This window comes from Pseudodesulfovibrio halophilus DSM 5663 (assembly GCF_059568665.1).
Map to the genome: position 1 here is coordinate 402,614 of NZ_JCANTV010000010.1, position 20,446 is coordinate 423,059.

A 20,446-nucleotide genomic window follows, 5' to 3' on the forward strand; every position below is an offset into this window, starting at 1 on the left:
ATGGCTGGCTGGGCCGTATGGTTCACGGGGCTGCCGGGAAGCGGAAAGAGCACGTTGGCACGCGGCGCGACTGAAACGCTGCGCGAACGCGGTCTTGACGTGGTGCATCTGGAGATGGACGCCCGCCGCAAGGAATATTTTCCGGAGCCGGAGTATACCGAGCGGGAGCGTCGGCAAGCCTACGCCATGTTCGCCGACGAAGCTGCCGACCTGTGCGTCCGGGGCCGCAACGTCATCATGGACGCGGCCGCACATCGCATCTCATTCCGGCGGCGGGCCCGTGAACGTATCGCACGTTTCGCCGAAATTCATGTGGGTTGCTCCGTGGAAGAGGCCATGCGGCGGGAATCCGAGCGTCCGCAGGGCAAGGTCAAGGCCGACCTGTACCGCAAGGCTCTGGAAAGGCAGCGAACCGGCAGGGAGTTCGAAGGGCTGGGCGAGGTCGTCGGAGTGGATGTCCCCTTTGAGGAAGACCCGGAGGCCGAACTGTCCTTCGACAACACGGCCCTGAGTCGTGAGGAAGCTTTGCGCAAGGTCATGCACTTTCTGGACAGATGGCTCGACAGGGATTAGGGGACGGGTGACCGGTGATCGTCACCGTAAAGTAACACCAGTTTCCACCGGAGCGCTTTCCACGCTATCAAGGTTCGCATAGGATCAGACCACCGCCATGAAATTTCATATAATTACTTTTGGTTGCCAGATGAACGTCCATGATTCCCAGTGGCTTGCCAGGGCGCTTGAGGCCCGGGGCTGGGAAGAAGCCGCCGAGGACGAGGCCACCGTATACATTCTCAATACGTGCAGCGTTCGCGATAAACCCGAGCAGAAGGTCTACAGCGAGCTCGGGCGCATCGCTCGGCACGCCAAGCGGGATCCGCGCATGTTCGCCGCCGTGGGGGGATGTGTTGCCCAGCAGGTTGGGCAGGAGTTTTTCAATCGGTTTCCGTTCGTGCGGCTCGTTTTCGGCACGGACGGCATTGCCAATACGCCCAACGCGCTGGAGAGGCTTGCCGAGGGCGCGGAAGAGCGGGTGAAGCTGCTCGATTTCATGGATATCTACCCCGAGCGCGATGCGGCGGTGGACGAGAGCGCCACGCTGCCTGAAACGCGGCAGGCCTTCGTGAACATCATGCAGGGCTGCGACAACTTCTGCGCCTATTGTATCGTGCCCTACACCCGTGGCAGGCAGAAGTCCCGGCATCCCGACGCGGTGGTGGAGGAGTGTCGCGCCCTTGCCGCCAACGGTGTGCGCGAGCTGACGCTGCTTGGCCAGAACGTAAACAGCTTCGGCATGGATTCCGGCGGGGCGGGCGTCAGTTTTGCGGAGTTGCTGCGGCGCGTGGCGGCAATCGAAGGCGTTGACCGGCTGCGGTTCACCACCTCGCATCCCAAGGATATCGCGGACGAGGTGATCGAGGCGTTCGGCGAACTGGACAACCTCTGTCCGTCCCTGCATCTGCCCATGCAGGCCGGGTCGGATTCGGTGCTCAAGGCCATGCGCCGAAAGTACGATATGAAGCGCTATCTGGACATCGTGGATCGCCTGCGTCAGGCGCGGCCCGACATCTGCCTGACCACCGACCTCATCGTCGGATTTCCGGGGGAGACGGCGCAGGACTTTGAGCGTACCCTTGAAATGGTGGAGCGTGTAGGGTTCGAATCCAGTTTTTCCTTCAAGTATTCCGACCGTCCGGGCACCGCATCCGTGAACATGGAGCCAAAGGTGGACCCTGCGGAAGCGCAGTCCCGGCTGGAACGGTTGCAGGAATTGCAGAATGCTATTACTAAACAAAGTCTAAAGAAACTCGTAGGCCTGCCTGCCGAGGTCCTCGTGGAGGGCCAAAGCCGCAAGCAGGACGGTAACGGGGTGTCGTGGCGCGGTCGCGACGCCGCCGGACGGGTTGTCAATTTCACCAGTCGGCGCGAGAGCCTAACGGGTAAGATCGTACCCGTGCGGATCGTCGAGGCCAAGAAACACTCCCTGACGGGGGAAAGGACCGGTGAGCCATGGTAGCAATGAAGATTTTCGGACTGGCACTGGATGAAAAGGGACAGGCGCCCATCATCATCCTCGAGGACGAGGCATCCGAGCGCGGCCTTCCCATATGGATCGGCGCCATGGAGGCCATGTCCATTTCCATGGCGCTGAACAAGGTACCGTTCCCGCGTCCCATGACGCACGACCTGTTGATCAATTCTCTCGATGCCCTCGGCGGCAAGCTGAAGAGCATCGAGGTGACCAAGATGGTCGAAGGAACCTTTTTCGCCGAGCTGATCGTCAGGCGCGGCGAAGAGGTCATTCGCATCGACTGTCGCCCGTCGGACGCCGTCGCGCTGGCCGTCCGCGCCGAGGCCGACATCAGCGCGGCTCCCGAGGTCCTCGACGAAGCGGGCATTCCCATGGAAGGCCTGCGGGACAAGGTGGTGCCGAGCACCGAGGCGAGCAGCTGGCAGGATCTGCTGGAAAATCTCGACGAGAACGACGTCAAATACAAGATGTAGGAAGGTGCCGGAATGATCGATCTACACATGCACACGGTGTTCAGCGACGGGGAGCTCATTCCTTCCGAACTGGTTCGCCGGGCTTCGGTGGCCGGATACAAGGCCGTGGGCATCACCGATCACGCGGACCTCAGCAACTACAAGACCATCATCGAAAACGTGAGCCGTTTCGCCAAGGAGCATGGACACTTCTTCGACATGACGGTCATAGCCGGGGTGGAGATCACCCACGTTCCGCCGAGTCTCATCCCCGACATGACGCTCAAGGCGCGCGAGGAAGGGGCTTCGCTCGTGGTGGTGCACGGCGAGACCATCGTGGAACCCGTGGCGCCGGGGACAAACCTCGCCGCCATCGAAGCCGGGGTGGACATCCTCGCGCATCCGGGCCTCATCACCGAGGAGGAAGTGGCCCTTGCCGCCGAAAAGGGCGTGCATCTCGAAATCACCACCCGCGGCGGCCACAGCTACACCAACGGACGGGTTGCCGAACTGGCCCGCCGTCACGGGGCCAAGCTGGTGATCGACAACGACGCACATGCCCCGCGCGACCTCGTGGGGCCGGAGATGCGCCGTGCGATCGCGCTCGGTGCCGGACTCACGCCGCAGGAAATCGAAGCGGCGGAAAGCAATTCCTGGGAAATCGTGCAGCGGCTGATGAAGTAGCCGCCGCTTACTGGACGCGGGCTCGGCCCGCAAACGCCTACGGGGTAACGGAATGGATATTCTTGGCGAAAACAACATGCTGCAAATGGTCATGGGCGCAACGCTGGCGGTCAAGGGCGTCATGCTCTTGCTCGCCGTCATGTCCCTTTGGAGCTGGACCATCATCTTCTACAAGGCCTTCAGCATTCTCTCGGCCCGCCGCAGAGTGCTGGCAGGGTACGAGTCCTTCATCGTCGCCGAAGACCTCGCCACAGGGATCAAGACCCTCGGCGGCAAGAACTCGCCGCTGGCAAAGGTCAGCTCCATGGCGGTCAAGGAATTCCGCAAGCTGGAGAAGGCCGAGCTGGACCGTGACCGCAAGCGCATGTTGGTCAAGGACACTCTGCGCCGCGTGTTGCGTCAGGGCATCAGCGCCGAGATGCGCCGCCTGACCCGCAACCTGCCGTTTCTGGCGACCTGCGCCAACGCCGCCCCCTTCATCGGGCTGTTCGGCACGGTCTGGGGCATCATGCATTCCTTCCACTCCATCGGGTTGCAGCAGTCCGCGGCGCTCGCCACCGTGGCCCCCGGCATCTCCGAGGCGCTCATCGCCACCGCCATCGGTCTGGGCGTGGCGATCCCCGCCACCATCGGCTACAACTTCTTCCTCGGAAAGCTCTCCGAAGTGGAAACCGGCATGATCGACTTTGCGGGCGCCTTCCTTAACCGCGCCGAGCGCGAGATCGCCTGGACCGGCAAATAGGAGGCCGTCATGGCTCTCAAGACCGGAAACGGCTACCTCGCGGAGATCAACGTCACGCCCTTCGTGGACGTGATGCTGGTTCTGCTCATCATATTCATGGTTACCGCGCCGCTCATGACGCAGGGCGTGGAGGTGGACCTGCCGCAGACGCGCTCCGTGCGAAATCTGCCGCAGGACAAGGATCACCTCGTCTTGAGCGTCAAGGCCGACGGGACCATCATGCTAGACAAGTACGAAGTGCCCGAAGGCGAACTGGGTGATTTCCTTCAGCGCCTCGTGGCCTCGCAGAACAAGCAGCTTTTTCTGCGCGCGGACAAGAGCGTGGCTTACGGCGTGGTGGTGGACGTGATGGGCGAAATCAAGGCCGCGGGCATCGACAAGCTCGGCATCGTGGCCGAGGAAAAGAAGGACGGAACGAAGCGCTAGCCCTCCGGGTTGCGTGATCATATCATGAGATATTTCGGCTTTCTTCTTTCTTTCCTGCTGCACGCGGGGCTTCTGGCGGTCGTAGTCTTCTGGGCCGACGTTCCCGACCAGAAGCTCGAACTGGACCGTCCTGCCTACACGGTGGATCTGGTGCAGCTAGCGCCCGCACCTCCGCCGCCGCCCGGCGAAAAATCTCCGAGCAAGAGCGATGCGACCCCGGCCCAGCCCATTATGCAGGCCGAAAAACAGCCCATGCAGTCCTCGGTCGAGCCTGTGAAGCCAGCGCCCAAGCCGAAACCGAAGCCCGAGGCCAAGCCCATCAGCGAGAAGACCAAGGAAAAGAAGGTCGTCGTCAAGAAGAAGGAAAAGCCTGAGCCGGAAAAGAAAACCGAACCGCTCAAGAAACCTGAAAAGAAGGCCGAGCCCAAGCCGGAACCCAAACCGGAGAAAAAACCGGAGCCCAAGCCCAAGCCGAAGCCGAAGCCAAAAAAGACTTCCGACGAACTTCTTGCCGATGCGCTCAGTGATGTGAAACAGGGCGTTCAGGCAGAGGATGATCAGGTTGCGGCTCAGCTCGACGACGAACTTGCCGCACTCCGGCAGGAGCAGGGCGGTGAGATATACTCTCACAAAGGCACACCCGGCGGCGTCGGGTCCGGACTGGCCGAAGTCTACGCCATGATCGTGGCCTCGGCCATCAAGGAAAACTGGCGCTATCCGTCTTTTGCCGGGGACGCCAACCTTGTCGCCAGCGTCGAGCTGACCATCGGCGATGACGGAACCATAGTTTCCTCCGAAATCCTTGAGGATTCGGGAAACATCGAATTCGACAACTCCACCCTGCGGGCCATTCGCGAGACCGAACGGGTCGAGCCGCCGAGCAGGGAGCAGGACAAGGTCATTGTCATCAATTTCAACAGCCAGGACCTCAACCAGTAGGGACGACATGAAACGACTCATCACCATATGCGCCGCGCTGGCCTTGACGCTGATCCTTGCCGCCGCGGCAGCAGCTCAGGAAACGCTTACCGTGGACATCTTCGGTCCCGGACAGCGCAAGGTAAACATGGTCATTCTGCCGCCCAGACCGCTGCAGGGCGAGCTGCCCCCCATGGCGCGGACCTTTGAAAAGACCGTCGAAAACAACCTTTCCTACCTCCCGTTTCTGGAGGAGACCGCCATGGACGAGCTCCTCGGCGGCGACCCCAGCACCGGGGTGAAATCCACTGAAATCGATTTCCGCCCCTTGCAGCTTGCCAAGATTGACCTCGTCATGACTTCCGGCTGGAAAAGCAACGGTCTCGAAGTTCGCGTCTACGACACCTTTGGCCGCCGCATGATCGTGGGCAAGGCCTACGGGAGGGTGACGCAGGACAACATCGTGGACATCGCGGACCGTTTCTGCTCTGCCTTCGTGGACGCCCTCACCGGCAAGAAGGCCTTTTTCGACTCTCCGCTGGCCTTCGTGCGTCAGCTCGGCAAGAGCAAGGAGATTTACACCGTTCTGCCACAGGGGCGCGAATTGACCCGCATCACCACCATGGGCGGATTCAACCTCGGCCCGGCATGGTCCCCGGACGGCTCCAGACTGGCCTTTACGCACATCGGCGAAAAGAGCCACTATCTCGGTGTTTATGAGAAAAAAACCGGCAAGACCGAGCTGTATACCGACAAGCTCGGGCAGTCCGTCATCAGCCCGGAGTTCATGCCCGGTGGCGGCCTCGCGGTGACCCTCAACCGTCACGGACACGCCGATATCTACAAGCTCGATTCCGCCTTCAAGCCCCAGCGTGCGCTCGTCAAGAGTTCGTTCATCGACGTATCTCCCAGCTTTGACCGCACCGGGCGGCACATGGTGTTCACCTCAGGCCGCGCGGGGAATCCGCACATCTACATGATGGACCTGCAAAGTGGAAAGATTCGCCGCATCACGCTTGACGGCAGCTACAACACACACCCCTGCATCAGCCCCGACGGACGCTATATCGCCTACAACCGACGCACGGGAAGCGGACACCGCATCTTCGTGCACGATCTGAAAACGTCGCGCGAACGGCAGGTCAGCTTCGGCCCGGGAAGCGACGAATATCCCGCTTTCGGCCCGGATGGATACTTCATCGCCTTTGCCTCGAACAGAAGCGGTCAATATCGGTTGTATCTGACCACAAGGCACGGTGATGCGGCGAAAATGATCAAAACCGGCTCCGGAGCGGCCTTCGCCCCGGCCTGGGATACCGCGTTGCAATAGTGTAACGGATTATCCCGGGGGTTGATTTTTGTTCAGTAAAGGGTAAATGATTCAAGTAATACCCAATCAGGATGTTTCACGCCGTCTATACGGCCCGGCTCAAGGAGTGGAGATGAATACCAGACTGACCCTCATCATGGCGATGATCCTTTGTTTCGCAATTACCGTGGGAGCCGGTTGCTCCACCAAAAGCGGTTCCAGCGTGCCTCCCGGGGCCACCGAAGTAAAAGTCGAGGATGATACCCCCGACGTTCAGCCAGAACCCGAACCGCCCATGGTTGAAGAGGATCAGTATGATCAGGCAGCCATCCGCGAAGCTAAAAAGCAGGAGGCAGTCGAGGAACTGGAGTTCATGATTCATTTCGCCTTCGACTCCTATGAGCTCTCCGAGCAGGCCCGTGACCTGCTCGCCATCAAGGCCAGACTCATGAAGGAGTACCCGGGCATGACCATGGTCATCGAAGGCTACTGCGACGAGCGAGGCACCGAAGAATACAACCTTGCCCTTGGAGAGAAACGTGCACGCGCAGCCTTCGAACACCTCGTCATCCTCGGCGTGGAACCCGAACGACTCAGCATCGTCAGCTTTGGCGAAGAGCGGCCCATCGACCCCGGTCATAACGAAACCGCATGGGCCAAAAACCGCCGCGACGAATTCAAGATCTCCTATTAGCTGATCCGACATCCCGAAGTGAAAAGCCTCGTGCAGTCTGCACGAGGCTTTTTTGTGTCAACGGCGAATCTTCGCAGTCATTTTCCGGACATGCGCTCCTGAAAGTAAACGCCCCGTGAACGAGCTTTTCTGCTTTTGGTCCGTACCTTGTTCCGAGGCCACTACTGCTGGACAGCAGATGTTATACAGAGGTCGTTTTCCCTTTGGCTGAATGAATATCATACAGCTTTGAAGGAAGGAAAAGAGGGCTACGGTGCATTGCTTCGAGGGCAATAATTGGCGCTCAATGGTCGCAACAGGACAAGTTTTTGGGAAATCAGGCCCCTTGACGAGCAAAAACTACTCCATGGTTTTGCTGTACATCTCCACGCGGTTCCGCCCGTTATTTTTCGCTGTGTAGAGCGCCATATCCGCACGTTTGAGCAGGACATCCACATCCGTGCAGCTGTCATCCAGCACAGCGAGACCAAGGCTGACCGTGAAATCCACTCTCTTGCCGTCGGGGAGATCAACAAATGCTTGCTCCAAATCCGCGCGAAGCCGCTCCGCTGCTAGCATGCCCCCTTCCTGGTCGGTCTCGGGAAGCCCGACTGCGAACTCCTCTCCACCGAAGCGCCCTATGATGTCTACATCACGCAAAACACCCTTTGCAGTTGCAGCGATGACCTTGAGCACCATGTCCCCCACGTCGTGGCCATATGTGTCGTTGACCGACTTGAACTTGTCCACGTCGAACATGATCAGTGAGAAAGGCCTGGGATAGCGAATGCTCCGTTCCATCTCACGTTCGATCAGTTCGATGAAGAAGCGACGGTTATGAAGCTTCGTCATGTCATCAGTGGTAGCCATGCGACGCAATAGCTCTTCCTGCACTCTGGACTCGGTGACGTCCCAGTTGACCCCAATCAGGAATTTGGGGGTGCCGTCCGCATCTTTTTGTACCAGCGCCGCCGCCTTGATGTATCGAATCTCGTCATCGGGCCAGACCACGCGAAATTCCGATTCCCAAAAACCGGTGTCTTCGGTCGCCTGTTGCAGGGACTGCTCTGCATCTTGAATATCTTCGGGGTGGACCCGGCTCTGCCACGCTTCATAGATAGCGTCGAATTCGTCGGGTTCCACACTGTAAATCCGGAACATCTGGTCGTCCCAGGTCAGCGCGTTGGTTTGTAGATTCCACTCCCAAACACCGATTTCCCCAGCCTTTGAAGCCAGCGTCAGGCGATCCGCGTAATGCCGAAGCTCCTGCTCAAGGCGCTTGCGCTCTGTAATGTCGCGCAAACTTCCCACAGCCAGGTAGGAATCTCCCAGTTTGAAAGAGGTGACGGACCGCTCCACTTGAAAGATCTCTCCGTTTTTACGGATTGCAGGCATTTCCATGACTGATCCTACAATTGGTCCTTCACCGGTTTTTGCGAACGCCTCCATGCCTTTACGTATCTGATGATGATATTTCTCCGGAGCAATGAGGGGATGGAGGGGGGTGCCGACGACCTCCTCTGCTTTCCAGCCGAACATTTCTTCAGCTGCGGGATTCCAAAATGTGATGGTATCGTTGACGTCCACAACAATAATGGCATCGTAGGAAGCCTCGGATATCGCTCTCATCTTTTCTTCACTGGCACGTAGCGCCTCCTCGGCTCGTACGCGTTCGGTCACGTCAAGAACAGTTCCCACCGCGTGCGTCGGCGTATCACCACCGTCAAGGCAAATGGTTTCGCCGCGCTCCTGAACGTGGCGAATCTCACCGTCTGGGCGGATAATCCGGTGATCCAAGGTATAGTTGGCGCACCTGTCCGTCGACGATTGAAACGCTTCGAGCACCATTTCCCTGTCGTCCGGATGAACCATTTCCATGAAGCTATCAAGGGTGGGCACAAGAGAGTTCCTGTCCACTCCGAAAATGCGGTAGGTTTCGTCCGACCACCATATTTTTTCCTCTAAAAAGTCCAGTCGCCAGCTGCCGAGGTGTGCGATGTACTGGGCCTGATTAAGGTTCTGCTGAACAGTCTGGATTGTGTGATCCCGCTTTACAGAACGGTACACGCCAAAACTGAAGACGACCAACATCAGGCCCATAAGGGTGTGTACATAAAATGCCAGAGGAGGAGTGCTTGTCCAGCCACCTTGCGGAATAGCCGCGAGGACCCAGTTCCCAGACGGAAACGTGACGGACATGCGCACGGCATCTTTGCGTGTGAAGAGTTGTGAGTCGCCGAAAAAGATATCACCTTCCATTCCCAAGCCGTCAACGCCGCGAATCGCGAAATTCAGACCTGAGGTGTCGACGCTCACAGTCTTAAAAAGTTTGTCAACATCGATAACCGCAGAAACAATACCCCAAAACTCTGCTTTTCCTTCAGTCTCGACATAAACCGGAGCGCGACCAATGAGTCCGGTTCCTCCCTGAATCAGTTTAAGGGGGCCTGCTATGACTATTTCCTTGGTCCTCTTGGCCTTTCTGGCCTGTGCCCATTGGTTGGGCAAATTTCGATAGTCAACACCTAGAATCTTTCGGTTGCCTTCAAGCGGATACACGAAGCGCATCACGAAGTCGGGCGCAGCTGCGAGATTCATCAAGAGGTTGTCTCCGCTCAGCACGCCCTTAGCGTATCTGGCGAACTCCTGCTGCGTCAGGTCGGGAGCAATGGCGATGTAATTTGCCGTCCCCTGAACCAGAAGCAGATTCTTGGTGACTTCTTTTTCCAGTTGGGCTCTGAAGGCGGCAAGTTGTAGCGAGGTCTCCACCCTTTGATCATTCAAATGGCGTCTGGAAAGCTGGCCTACTAGAAAAACGTCCAACGCCAGAATGCAGATGGCAAGGAGGGCGATCCGGAACAACACTTTTTTTATCAACATGACCTCCAGTGAACGACATCCTGACGTCAGGATTCACCAAAAATGACCGGGACATACTCAACAGAAGTCCTCCGGGTGCATGTGTTGGTCATTTCAAAAAACACTTTTAAGCGGTTCTGATTCCGGCTTACTCACAGCCCCACGGGCAAGGGCCCGGCAGGATTTGAATCCCAGTTATACGCAACGGCTTATTGTCCAGTATCGCCGGATTCCCGACATCTTTCAAGCTACCGGGGGTTAAGTATTACTCGGAGGCAAAGCTGCCGCCCAGCTCGTTAAGTGTCTATCCAGTGTGTCTTAATGATGAACTGAACAGCAATGATACCATTTCATAAAAGATAACAAACTGTTTTTAAAAACTATGCGGTCAAATGAGCCTTCATGTCTCTCTCGGTCATTGCTGCAGTGCTTGGTTGACGGGAGAGGGTGCTTTATTGGGAGTTCTGGAAGGGGAGTGTGTGCTATGGAGGAGTTCCGTTTGATGAAACTCTGCTAACGGAGTTCGTCAGCCAAGACGCACAGAACATAAATTCCGTCAGCGGGGTTGCAGCTTGGACGCAGGTTATGCTGCCGCATGGAACCGGTAGCTGCAACCCCGCTGACAACGCAGGGATTCCAAAGGGGGCCCGCCCCTTTGGTCCGCCCGAAGGGCACGCCGAAGACTCCTTCTACAGCAAGATGTAATAAAACAATCCCAGACAGATTGCGGCGTAGAAACCTGCAGCGACGTCGTCGATCATGACGCCAAGTCCGTCTTCGAAGGCGGTTTCGAGGTTTTTTACGGGCCATGGCTTGAGGATGTCGAAGAGTCGAAACAATCCGAAGCCCAGAAGGTAGAGGAGCGGGGTGAGTTCGGGGAACAGGCAATAGGTGGCCCAGAGGCCAAGCAATTCGTCTACGACGATGCTGCCGGGGTCTTTGCTGGCGGTAATGCGTTCTGTTCTGGTGGCGGCCCATGTGCCGACGCCGAGGATGATAAGCAGCACGGCCAGCCTTCCGGGGATGTTCAGGGGCATGAAGAGTACCGGGGCGAGCAGCATGGCCGCGAGGGATCCCCAGGTTCCGGGGGCGGGCTTGAGGTAGCCGCTGTAGCCGACGCTGGATATGAAGAGTGCGAGACGGTTTTTGATCTGTTCGTTTTTCATGGGGTCGGGTTTACTTGTTGGGTGACGGTTGGGCAAGCATGGAAATGAAAAGGGGCACCGCGGGGTGCCCCTGATTGGTCTAGGCTTCGATCTTGGTGCCGAGCAGTTCGAGGAATTTGCGAATCCACTCGGGGTGCGCGGGCCATGCGGCGGCGGTGACGAGGTTGCCGTCAACGTAGGCGTCGCTGAAGGTCTCGTTCTGGCTGATCCAGCAGCCGCCGGCGACTTCTATTTCCGGTTTGACGGCGGGGTATGCCATGCCCGAGCGGTCTTTCATGACGCCTGCTGCCACGAGAATCTGCTGGCCGTGGCAGACTGAGGCGACGGGCTTGTCGGTCTCGAAGAAGTGGCGGGTGAATTCGAGCACTTTTTCGTTGAGGCGCAGGTATTCGGGGGCCCGCCCGCCGGGGATGACGAGGGCGTCGTAGTCGGCGGGGTTCACTTTGTCGAAGTCGAAGGTGAGCATGAAATTGTGGCCGCGTTTTTCAGTGTAGGTCTGGTCGCCTTCAAAGTCGTGGATGGAGGTCTTCACGGTATCCCCGGACTTTTTGTCGGGGCATACGGCGTGAACTTCGTGGCCGACCATCGTCAGCATTTGAAAGGGGACCATTACTTCGTAATCTTCGACGAAATCGCCGACGAGCATGAGAATTTTCTTGGCCATTTGTTAGCTCCTTTTCATTAGGTTCAGAGAACGCGGGAAGTATAGCGCAATTTTCTGGTGATGCAACCAACGAGAACGCCCCGGTCGCGACGAATCGTGACCGGGGCGTGAAGATTCTGTTCGGGCTGTCTAGCCGAAGGTGCGTTTGAAGAGATTTTCGATGGCTTTGCGGCCGTTTTCTTCGAGGAAGCGGGTTCCGGTGCCGCAGAAGTGGCGGTGGCCGATGACTGGCTCGGCGCATTCATCCCATTCCCCCTTGTCATGGTTCCAGCTGAACCAGCCGTCGCGAATCTGGCCGAAGGCGTAGAGGGGTTTGTTGCAGATCTTGGCGAACTCGGCGCCCCAGCCGGTGCCGCCCTTGATGGTGCCATCCTCGCGCAGGGTGCCGACGACGAAGACTTCGTGGCTGCTGTCCACCTGATACATGATGGTCTGAAGCACAGAGCGCATCAGCTTTGCGTTGGTGAATTTGCGATGCAGCAGATTGGAGACGTAGTGCAGGCTGACGTCCTTGCGTGCGAGCTCTTCCGGGGTGAGCGGGCGCAGTCCGCGCGTACGGGCAGGGGAGTGCCCGTCGAAAGTGAAGTTGACCTCGTTCAGGCCGTACTGTTCCGCCATTTCGCCGAAAAAGGCTTCCGCGCCGTTGGCACCGCCGCTGAACAGGGTATATTCCTTGGGATCTGCCACGTCATGCTCCTTGTCGAGGTTTATATGAACCTGGACGTGTTCCGCTTTCCTGTGCGGGAGAACGTCCTGCCAGCCTTTGGGTTCGATGAAGGGACCGGCGTATTTCGTTGAACCGGTCGCTCCGAATTCGCATTGTCCTGAGGATTAACACAATTTGTCTGCCCGGCGTCAAGTGTTCCTTGCATCGGAAGCGGTGGAACCTGACCGGACCGGCAGCGCCATTTCGTGCCAGCGGGCTCCGCCGTGCGTGCTGGAGGACAGGCCCCTGTTGTGAAAGCCGAGCCGCTCATAAAAGGAAACGAGGTCGTGCTTGCACAGCAGCAGGATGGCCTGCCGTGACTGTCTGGCTGCCGCGGCGATGAATTCGCGCATGAGAGAGGCGGCGATGCCCCTGCCTTGATATTCCGGCAGTACGCTCAGGCTGAAGATGACAACGTTTTTTCCATCGTCGTTGTGGCCCACAAGTTTTTTGAATGCTTCATCGGTGATGTCTTCCTTGTGGGTGGCGCCGCTGTTGACCTGCCCGACTATCATTCCGTCCCATTCCGCAACGAGAAACCCTTGGGGGAAGCGTTCGATGCGGGTGCGAATCCCTTCTGCGTCGGCGGCCTCGTCCGGAGGAAAGCAGGCCTGTTCGACGGCAAGGCAGGCATTAAGATCATCGGGGCGAACTGTACGAATGGTCATCCGGCTCACGTGTGGTTTCGGAGGAGAGCCTCTTTCAAGTGGGTGCGTCTGGAGTGTTGTATGGTCGCATGACTCTTTCGAAAAATGTTTTCTGTAAGGGAGCATCCAGAACAGACAGGCTACGACCCAGACGACACTGCCAATCAGGGAGAGGCTGTCGCCGTTTTTTAGGCTGGAAATGATGAAGAACACACCGGAAAGACTAAATCCCGTGAGGGCTGAAAGTTCATATTTCCAATCGTTATTCTTATTGCCGGGTTTTTTCATGGAAGCATCACGAGTGCGGGAATCACTCCCGGTGTCCGGAGAGTGACAGGCGGGCTCTTTTGGCATTCTGCATTTCTCCCTGTGCTATCTTGAGCGGGCTGAAGCGAGCGGTTCACGCGCAATGATGAATATGGGGTCGGCCTATCCGGACTGAATGATATCATACTCCAGCAACGTCTCCAGCAGTTCTGCCAAAGGCAAGCCCACGACGTTGGTGTACGAACCGGAAATCTCGGTCACCAGAAAGGTCCCGATGCCCTGAATGGCGTATGCTCCGGCCTTGTCCGCGGGTTCGCCCGTGGCGATGTAGGAGAGAAGCTCCTCACGGGAGGACTCGCGCATGCAGACTTCCGTCTCCGCAGCGAATGTCACCGGCTCCCGGTCAGGAAAAAGGACGGCGACGCCGGTTACCACCTGATGTGTCTGCCCGGACAGCGCCGTGAGCATGCGCAGGGCGTCGGCGTCGTCAGCCGGTTTGCCCATTATCTGGTCTTCCAGAGCCACCACCGTGTCCGAGCCGACCACGATGGAATCCAAATGTCGTCCGGCCACCTCTCGCGCCTTGGTCTCAGCCATGCGAACCGCATAGGCGGCAGGGGATTCTCCGGTCTCGGGGCGGGGTTCGTCTGCTTCGCTGGGGGCAACCGAGAATTCGATGCCCAGATTTTCGAGCAGTTCGCGTCGTCTGGGAGATGCGGAGCCGAGCGTGATCGTCTTTTTCGCCTTGAACGGGCCGGGGTGCTGCTGATTGTTTTCCATGCGCGCTTCATGACCGGAAACGGTCCCGGAGTCAATGCGAGGCCGTCGGAATTCCGCCGCGAAAAATGATAGTCCTTTTTCGTTTCTTAATATTTATCAATATTTCAGAGTATTGAGTCGTTGGCAGAGTAATTGCTAGCAAGCAGATGAAAACCAGCGGAGGACAGATGCAGGAATATTTCTCCGACATGAAAGCCGATCCCCTCGAGGCTTCCGCCGTGCAGGAGCAAAACGGGGACTGGGCCACGTCCTGGGCGGATTTGATGATGGTCATGTTCGTCCTTTTCACCGTGCTCTTCGTCTATGCGGGCAACAAGGCGGACCTCAAGGTCCTCTTCAGCCCCGATACGGCGGAGCGAGCGCGTGATACCACCTCCATCGACCCGCTGCTCGGCCTCATCGGCAACCTGAGCGGGCTCGCCGATTCGTCCAACTCGGTGAACGGTCCCGCAGGCTATCAGGGCGAGATCGTTTACAAGGCCCGCGACAATGCGGTGACGGTGCTGCGCGAAGGGGATTCCCTGCGCGTGATCATGCGCGGGGACATTTTCTTCGCTCCCGGCGGGGAGTCGCTTCTGAGCGGGGCGGATGAGTACCTCGACGAGATCGGCGGCATTTTGCGCACAACGCAGGGCAACGCCATGGTCGTGGGCTACGCCGATGCCACGGAGCTGGAAGGGGCGAGCGGATTCAGCCTCTCCGCCGGAAGGGCGGAGTCCGTTGCGAATCGGCTGGTCGGACGTTACGGCATGCGCCCCGAACGAATCGCCGTGACCGGGCGCGGAGCATACTCTCCGGACGTGCCAACATATCTTGAAGAGAGCGCGGACCTGAATCGCCGCGTGGAAATCATAATGATGACGAGATAGGGAGAATGAGATCATGAACATGAAAAGCGCATTGATTACCGGCGTGTGCCTGCTCGTCTTCCTCGGAAGTTTTCTGCTTTCGGGCAGTGCGACAGTCTATCTGAATCTTGCCGCCTTCATGGTGGTGAGCTCCGGAGTGGCGGCGGCGATGTTGCTCGGCAACCCGCTTTCACGTCTGCGGGAGGCGTTCTCCGCCGCGGCGCGGTCCTATTCCGCAGATTCGGCCACGCACGGTGAAATCGTCAGGACGCTGCTGGACCTCTCCGTCAAGAGCAAGATTGACGGCCTGCTCTCGCTGGAAAAGAAGGAGCACGAGGCCACAAGCTCGTTTCTCAAGAGCGGCCTGATCCTTCTCGTGGACAACTATTCCGAAGAGGAAATGCGCGACTGCCTGAGTGCGGAGATGCACTTCTTCAAGCTGCGTCAGGAGCGCTGCGAGCGGGTGTTCCGGACCATGGCGCGGCTCGCTCCTGCCTTCGGCGTCGCGGGGAGCGTCATCGGCCTTGTGGGAATGCTCATGGGCCTCAATGATACCGCCGCCATTTTGACGCACATCCCCGTCGCGCTGATCTCCACCCTGTACGGGCTGGTCATCGGCAACCTGCTTTTCGCTCCGGTGGCTGACAGGATCAATGACGCAACGCGCAATGAACTGCTCAACCAGAAGCTCATCCTCGAAGGCGTGGTGGCCATCGCCAAGGAACAGAACCCCTACAAGCTCGAACGCAAGCTCGCATCGTTCCTGCCGCCCGAAGAGCGCAGCGGCAACGTGGAGGTCCTGCGCGGCATCACTCGAAAGTACATCCAGCGCCGCAAGAAAGAAGCGGCAGAGGCAGAGAAGACGGAGACGGAAGAGTCCACCTCCCGCAAGGGAGCGGATAACGCCGAGCCGCTGGCCGAGGCTGTCTAGCTTCCGGGGGCAGGCTCAATGCAATAAAGCGAACATTGCGGCCCGCCGTTTTACCGGCGGGCCGTTTTCTTTTGCCTTGAAGGGGCATCATATCAGTATTGATCGGAAGTTTCGCTTTTTGCCCGGATATGCTAGTCGGGTTTTTCATGCAGAATACTACTTCCGTAAAGGTTTTCGTTGCCGATGTCGGGGGGACGTCCGCCCGCTTCGGCCTCTTCAGCGGTGACTCGGACAGATTCGAACTGGTCCGGGCGGAGCGGATGCCGGTGGAAGAGGCGGCTTCCTTTCCCGACCTGTTGAGCAGGGCCGCGGACATGGGTTTTCCAACAGGGCCGGATGCGGTGGATGCAGCCGTGTTCGCCGTCCCTGGTCCCGTGCGAGGCGGCAGGGCAGCGCTACCGAACCTTCCGTGGGATGCCGACGAAGAAGATGCCGGAGCGTGGTCGGGGCGCTGCCGCCTGATAAACGACTTTGAGGCGCAGGCGAGGGCCTGCATGACGCCGTCGGTAGAAGGAGCTGAATGTATCCACGCGGGGGATCCGGACCCCGAGGGGACGCTCGCGGTCATCGGCGCGGGCACCGGGCTGGGGCACGCCGCCGTCGTGCGGTGTTGCGAAGAGTGGGTCCCCATGCTTTCCGAAGCGGGACATGCGGTGTTTCCGTTGTTGGACGAAGAGGAGCTCTGGTTTTCCGAGTTTGTCAGACGGCGCGGCGGGCGGTGCCCCAGCGTCGGGGACGACATGGTGAGCGGGAGCGGGCTGGCGTTGCTGCACGAATTTTTGACGGGAGAGAGCGTCACGCCGCAGCAGGCCGGGGAGCGGTTGGACCCGAACGGTCCTGTGGCCGAGACGTTTTCCAAGTTTTATGGACGCGCCTGCCGCAACTGGGTGCTTTCATGCAACGCCACGGCCGGGCTGGTCGTGTGCGGGGGAGTGGCGGCGCATAGCCCTGAGCTGGTGCGTTCCGTTCCATTTCAGGAGAGTTTCTTCGGCCGGGATGATTACACCGGATACATGCGGGCCGTTCGGGTGCGTCTGAACGTGGATTCATACGCAGGTCTGCACGGCGCGGCTCAGGCTGCGTTTCATTATCTGCAAAACGGAGACTAGACATGGCGAAACGCGATTACGATATCGGCATCATCGGCGGCGGGGCAGCCGGTCTCACCGTAGCCTCCGGAGCGGCGCAGCTCGGGGTGAAGGTCCTGCTTGTAGAACGCGAGGAAAAGCTCGGTGGAGACTGTCTTCACTACGGCTGTGTACCCAGCAAGACACTCATCAAGACAGCCAAGGTCTATCATCAAATGAAAAACGCCCGACGCTGGGGCCTGCCCGAGGTGACGCCGCAAGCTGTGGACATGCGCTCGGTCTCGGAACGCATCCGTTCCGTCATAGACCGTATTCAGGAGCATGATTCAGAGGAACGGTTCTGCTCGCTCGGTGCAAGGATAGAATACGGCGAAGCACGCTTTCGGGACGAGCACACCGTCGAATACGGGAAAGGCCCCGTTACGGCTGACAAGTGGGTGATCGCCACCGGCTCTTCGCCCTCGGCTCCTCCCGTCCCGGGGCTGGACGGAGTGCCGTACTGGACAAACAAGGATATTTTTTCACTTCGGGAACTCCCCGCATCGCTGACCGTGCTCGGTGGCGGCCCCATCGCCTGCGAGATGGCCCAGGCCTTTGCCCGGCTCGGGTCGCATGTCACCGTCATTCAGCGCAGTGACAGAATCCTTACCAACGAGGACCCGGACATGGCGACCTTTGTTCGGGAATCCATGGAGCGCGACGGGGTGCGCTTCGAGCTTGGGACTTCCCTGAAAGAAGTTCGGCATGGCGACGATGGCTTCGAGGTTGAGTATGCTCAGGGAGAAAACGAATTTTCCGTGCGCTCGGAGCGGCTGCTTGTAGCCCTCGGACGCAAGCCGAACATTGACGGGATGGGGTTGGAGCAGCTCGGGGTCGAAGTCGACCGCAAAGGCATTCTGGTGGATGACCGCATGCGTACCGGCGTGAAGCACATCTATGCGGCGGGGGACGTTACCGGCAGGCACCAGTTCACCCACGCTGCCGGATATGAAGGGGGCATCGTCATCTCCAACGCTGTCTTCAGGCTGCCGCGCAAGGCGGATTACACATGGCTGCCGCACTGCACCTACACCGACCCGGAGCTTGCCTCCGTCGGCATGAACGAGGCGCAGGCCAAGGCCGCCGGGGTGGAATACTCGGTGCGACGCGAGTGGTTCTCGGGCAATGACCGCGCTCTTGCCGAAGGAGAGGAGGAGGGGTGCCTCAAGCTCCTGCTGGACAGGAAGGACAGACCGATCGGCGTGCAGATCTGCGGCGCGCATGCAGGGGAGCTTTCCGGGGAGTGGGTGGCCGCGCTCAACGGCAAGGTGGGACTGACCGATCTGGCCGGAGCGGTGCACCCGTATCCCACGCTGACCGAGATCACCAAGCGGGTCGGCGGCAGTGTTCTTTCGGAGAAACTTTTTTCCGAAACCGTGCGCAAAACCCTGCATTTCATATTTGACTACAAGGGGCGCGCCTGCGCTCTTGATAATCGGAGCAAAAAAGAATAATAACCCCCCTTTCCGATAATCATACGGGGGAGAACGAGCGTGCCCAACAGCGAGAGATACAAGAAGATGTTCCCGGTTTCATGGGAGCAGTTGCACCGGGATTGCCGAGCCTTGTCGTGGCGTCTCGTGGAACACGGCCCCTGGAAGGGCATCATCGCCATCACGCGCGGGGGCCTCGTGCCAGCCGCCATCATCGCTCGCGAGTTGGATATCAGGCTCGTGGACACCATCTGTCTCGCCAGCTACGACTGGCAGAGCCAGGGCGAGGCCAGTATCATAAAGAATGTCGAGAACGACGGGGAAGGGTGGCTGCTGATCGACGATCTGGTGGATACCGGAAAGACCGCGAAGATCGCCCGGGACATGGTGCCCAACGCGCACTTCGCCACCGTCTACGCAAAGCCCGAAGGGCGTCCGCTGGTCGAGACTTTTATCACGGAAGTCAGCCAGGATACATGGATTCTGTTTCCGTGGGATTCCCAGCCTCAGTTCATACAGCCCATCGTGACGCTCGACTAATCAGTTGCGGGATGAAAGTCCCGGCGGCGCGGGTTGATGCATTGCGCAAATCCGGTTGCTGGGCTATTGCCAGTATACAATTTCAAATGGAGGGGTTCCATGAAACGTTTCGCGAGGTTCTTTGCCGTTGCCGCCTGTGCGGTGATGCTGCTGGCTCTTGCCGCCTGCTCCGGCGGTGAGCAGAAGGCCGAGGAAAAGCCCGCCGAGAAGGCTGAAAAGGCCGCTTCGGCAGAGAAGGAAGACCAGCTCAAGGTCGGTTTCGTCTACGTCTCCCCCGTGGGTGACGCAGGCTACTCCTACGCTCACGACCTGGGCCGCAAGGCCGTGGCCGAGATGCCGGGCGTGAAGACATCCTTCGTCGAGTCCGTCATGGAAGGCGCCGACTCCGAGCGCGTCATCCGCAACATGGCCAACAACGGTTTCGACCTGGTCTTCACCACCAGCTTCGGCTACATGGACCCGACCAAGCGCGTTGCCAAGGAATTCCCCGACGTCGCCTTCATGCACTGCTCCGGCTTCAAGAAGGCCGAGAACATGAGCAACTACTTCGGCCGCATGTATCAGGCCCGCTACCTCACCGGCCTCGTCGCCGGTTCCATGACCGAAGGAAACAAGATCGGTTACGTTGCCGCATTCCCCATTCCGGAAGTCATCCGCGGCATCAACGCCTTCACCCTCGGCGTACGCGAGGCCAACCCCGAGGCGCAGGTCCGGGTGGTCTGGACCAAGACCTGGTACGACCCGGCGCTCGAAAAGGACGCCGCCATCTCCCTGCTGGACGTGGGTTGCGACGTCATCGCCCAGCATCAGGACTCGCCCGGCCCGCAGGAAGCCGCACAGGAACGCGGCAAGTACTCCGTGGGATACAACTCCGACATGTCCGCCTTCGCTCCCAAGGCGCACCTGACCGCGGCCGTCTGGAACTGGGCTCCCGTCTACAAGGAGACCGTCAAGAAGGTTCAGGAAGGCACCTGGGAAGGCAACCAGTCCCTGTGGTGGGGCATGGAAAAGGGCGTCGTGGACATCGCTCCCATGGGCGAAATGGTCCCCGCCGACGTCAAGAAACTTGTTGAAGAAAAGAAAGCCGAACTCGAAGGCGGCAAGGACATCGTCTTCACCGGCCCCATCAAAAACCAGAAGGGCGAAGTGGTCATCCCCGAGGGTGAAAAGGCCGATGACGGCCAGCTCCTGGGCATGAACTACTTCGTCGAAGGCGTTATCGGCAACACCGAATAACGACCA

21 protein-coding genes are annotated in these 20,446 nt (G+C 58.9%); 15 read left to right on the top strand and 6 right to left on the bottom strand.

Annotated features, from left to right (window positions below; translation table 11 throughout):
• The 9 genes from BR24_RS08720 (at window position 1) to pal (ending at window position 7,257) form a co-directional block, all read left to right on the top strand.
• Window positions 1-573 carry an adenylyl-sulfate kinase gene (locus BR24_RS08720; RefSeq protein WP_496541112.1) on the top strand — a complete coding sequence of 191 codons (573 nt, stop codon included), beginning with the start codon at window positions 1-3 and terminating at the stop codon, window positions 571-573.
• A 97-nt stretch (window positions 574-670) separates the two neighbouring features.
• Window positions 671-2,017, top strand: a complete 1,347-nt coding sequence (gene miaB, locus BR24_RS08725) for a tRNA (N6-isopentenyl adenosine(37)-C2)-methylthiotransferase MiaB (RefSeq protein ID WP_496541113.1) — start codon at window positions 671-673, stop codon at window positions 2,015-2,017.
• Entirely contained in the window at window positions 2,011-2,505 is a 495-nt protein-coding gene (locus BR24_RS08730; protein ID WP_496541114.1) for a bifunctional nuclease family protein, read from the top strand. Before miaB ends, BR24_RS08730 begins: the two co-directional genes overlap by 7 nt.
• Before the next feature lie 12 nt (window positions 2,506-2,517).
• Window positions 2,518-3,168, top strand: coding sequence for a histidinol phosphate phosphatase domain-containing protein (locus BR24_RS08735; protein WP_496541115.1), 651 nt, complete (start codon window positions 2,518-2,520; stop codon window positions 3,166-3,168).
• A 52-nt stretch (window positions 3,169-3,220) separates the two neighbouring features.
• Complete coding sequence (locus BR24_RS08740; protein ID WP_496541116.1) at window positions 3,221-3,910, top strand: MotA/TolQ/ExbB proton channel family protein; 690 nt, start codon at window positions 3,221-3,223, stop codon at window positions 3,908-3,910.
• 9 nt (window positions 3,911-3,919) lie between these two features.
• A complete protein-coding gene (tolR, locus tag BR24_RS08745) occupies window positions 3,920-4,336 on the top strand; it encodes a protein TolR (RefSeq protein ID WP_496541117.1) in 417 nt (138 codons plus the stop codon).
• A 24-nt stretch (window positions 4,337-4,360) separates the two neighbouring features.
• On the top strand, window positions 4,361-5,275 hold the full coding sequence (locus tag BR24_RS08750; RefSeq protein ID WP_496541118.1) for an energy transducer TonB: 915 nt from the start codon (window positions 4,361-4,363) through the stop codon (window positions 5,273-5,275).
• 7 nt (window positions 5,276-5,282) lie between these two features.
• Entirely contained in the window at window positions 5,283-6,584 is a 1,302-nt protein-coding gene (locus BR24_RS08755) for a protein tolB (protein WP_496541119.1), read from the top strand.
• Between the two features lie 112 nt (window positions 6,585-6,696).
• Window positions 6,697-7,257 carry a peptidoglycan-associated lipoprotein Pal gene (pal, locus tag BR24_RS08760; RefSeq protein WP_496541120.1) on the top strand — a complete coding sequence of 187 codons (561 nt, stop codon included), beginning with the start codon at window positions 6,697-6,699 and terminating at the stop codon, window positions 7,255-7,257.
• Between the two features lie 339 nt (window positions 7,258-7,596).
• On the opposite strand, the gene BR24_RS08765 is transcribed toward pal, so the two are convergent.
• The 6 genes from BR24_RS08765 to BR24_RS08790 form a co-directional block, all read right to left on the bottom strand.
• Window positions 7,597-10,116 (bottom strand): diguanylate cyclase, encoded by a 2,520-nt coding sequence (locus BR24_RS08765; protein ID WP_496541121.1) that lies wholly within the window; start codon window positions 10,114-10,116, stop codon window positions 7,597-7,599.
• Window positions 10,117-10,784: 668 nt separating this feature from the next.
• Window positions 10,785-11,261 (bottom strand): phosphatidylglycerophosphatase A family protein, encoded by a 477-nt coding sequence (locus BR24_RS08770; protein WP_496541122.1) that lies wholly within the window; start codon window positions 11,259-11,261, stop codon window positions 10,785-10,787.
• Window positions 11,262-11,340: 79 nt separating this feature from the next.
• Entirely contained in the window at window positions 11,341-11,925 is a 585-nt protein-coding gene (locus tag BR24_RS08775; protein ID WP_018123911.1) for a DJ-1/PfpI family protein, read from the bottom strand.
• Window positions 11,926-12,054: 129 nt separating this feature from the next.
• Window positions 12,055-12,612 carry a hypothetical protein gene (locus BR24_RS08780; protein WP_496541123.1) on the bottom strand — a complete coding sequence of 186 codons (558 nt, stop codon included), beginning with the start codon at window positions 12,610-12,612 and terminating at the stop codon, window positions 12,055-12,057.
• Between the two features lie 168 nt (window positions 12,613-12,780).
• Entirely contained in the window at window positions 12,781-13,299 is a 519-nt protein-coding gene (locus BR24_RS08785; protein WP_496541124.1) for a GNAT family N-acetyltransferase, read from the bottom strand.
• 408 nt (window positions 13,300-13,707) lie between these two features.
• The gene (locus BR24_RS08790) at window positions 13,708-14,325 is read right to left on the bottom strand and encodes a Maf family protein (RefSeq protein WP_496541125.1); all 618 of its coding nucleotides are present in this window, start codon (window positions 14,323-14,325) and stop codon (window positions 13,708-13,710) included.
• Window positions 14,326-14,492: 167 nt separating this feature from the next.
• Here BR24_RS08790 and BR24_RS08795 point away from each other — a divergent pair, with 167 nt between their 5' ends.
• From BR24_RS08795 to BR24_RS08820, 6 genes are all read left to right on the top strand, one after another.
• Window positions 14,493-15,194: an OmpA/MotB family protein gene (locus BR24_RS08795; RefSeq protein WP_496541126.1), complete on the top strand. Its 702-nt coding sequence runs from the start codon at window positions 14,493-14,495 to the stop codon at window positions 15,192-15,194.
• A gap of 13 nt (window positions 15,195-15,207) precedes the next feature.
• The gene (locus BR24_RS08800; protein WP_496541127.1) at window positions 15,208-16,104 is read left to right on the top strand and encodes a motility protein A; all 897 of its coding nucleotides are present in this window, start codon (window positions 15,208-15,210) and stop codon (window positions 16,102-16,104) included.
• Window positions 16,105-16,250: 146 nt separating this feature from the next.
• Window positions 16,251-17,213 carry a glucokinase gene (locus tag BR24_RS08805; protein WP_496541128.1) on the top strand — a complete coding sequence of 321 codons (963 nt, stop codon included), beginning with the start codon at window positions 16,251-16,253 and terminating at the stop codon, window positions 17,211-17,213.
• Between the two features lie 2 nt (window positions 17,214-17,215).
• Complete coding sequence (locus BR24_RS08810; protein WP_496541129.1) at window positions 17,216-18,685, top strand: dihydrolipoyl dehydrogenase family protein; 1,470 nt, start codon at window positions 17,216-17,218, stop codon at window positions 18,683-18,685.
• A 39-nt stretch (window positions 18,686-18,724) separates the two neighbouring features.
• On the top strand, window positions 18,725-19,204 hold the full coding sequence (gpt, locus tag BR24_RS08815; RefSeq protein ID WP_496541130.1) for a xanthine phosphoribosyltransferase: 480 nt from the start codon (window positions 18,725-18,727) through the stop codon (window positions 19,202-19,204).
• Between the two features lie 99 nt (window positions 19,205-19,303).
• A complete protein-coding gene (locus BR24_RS08820; protein WP_496541131.1) occupies window positions 19,304-20,440 on the top strand; it encodes a BMP family ABC transporter substrate-binding protein in 1,137 nt (378 codons plus the stop codon).
• Window positions 20,441-20,446: the final 6 nt, after the last annotated feature.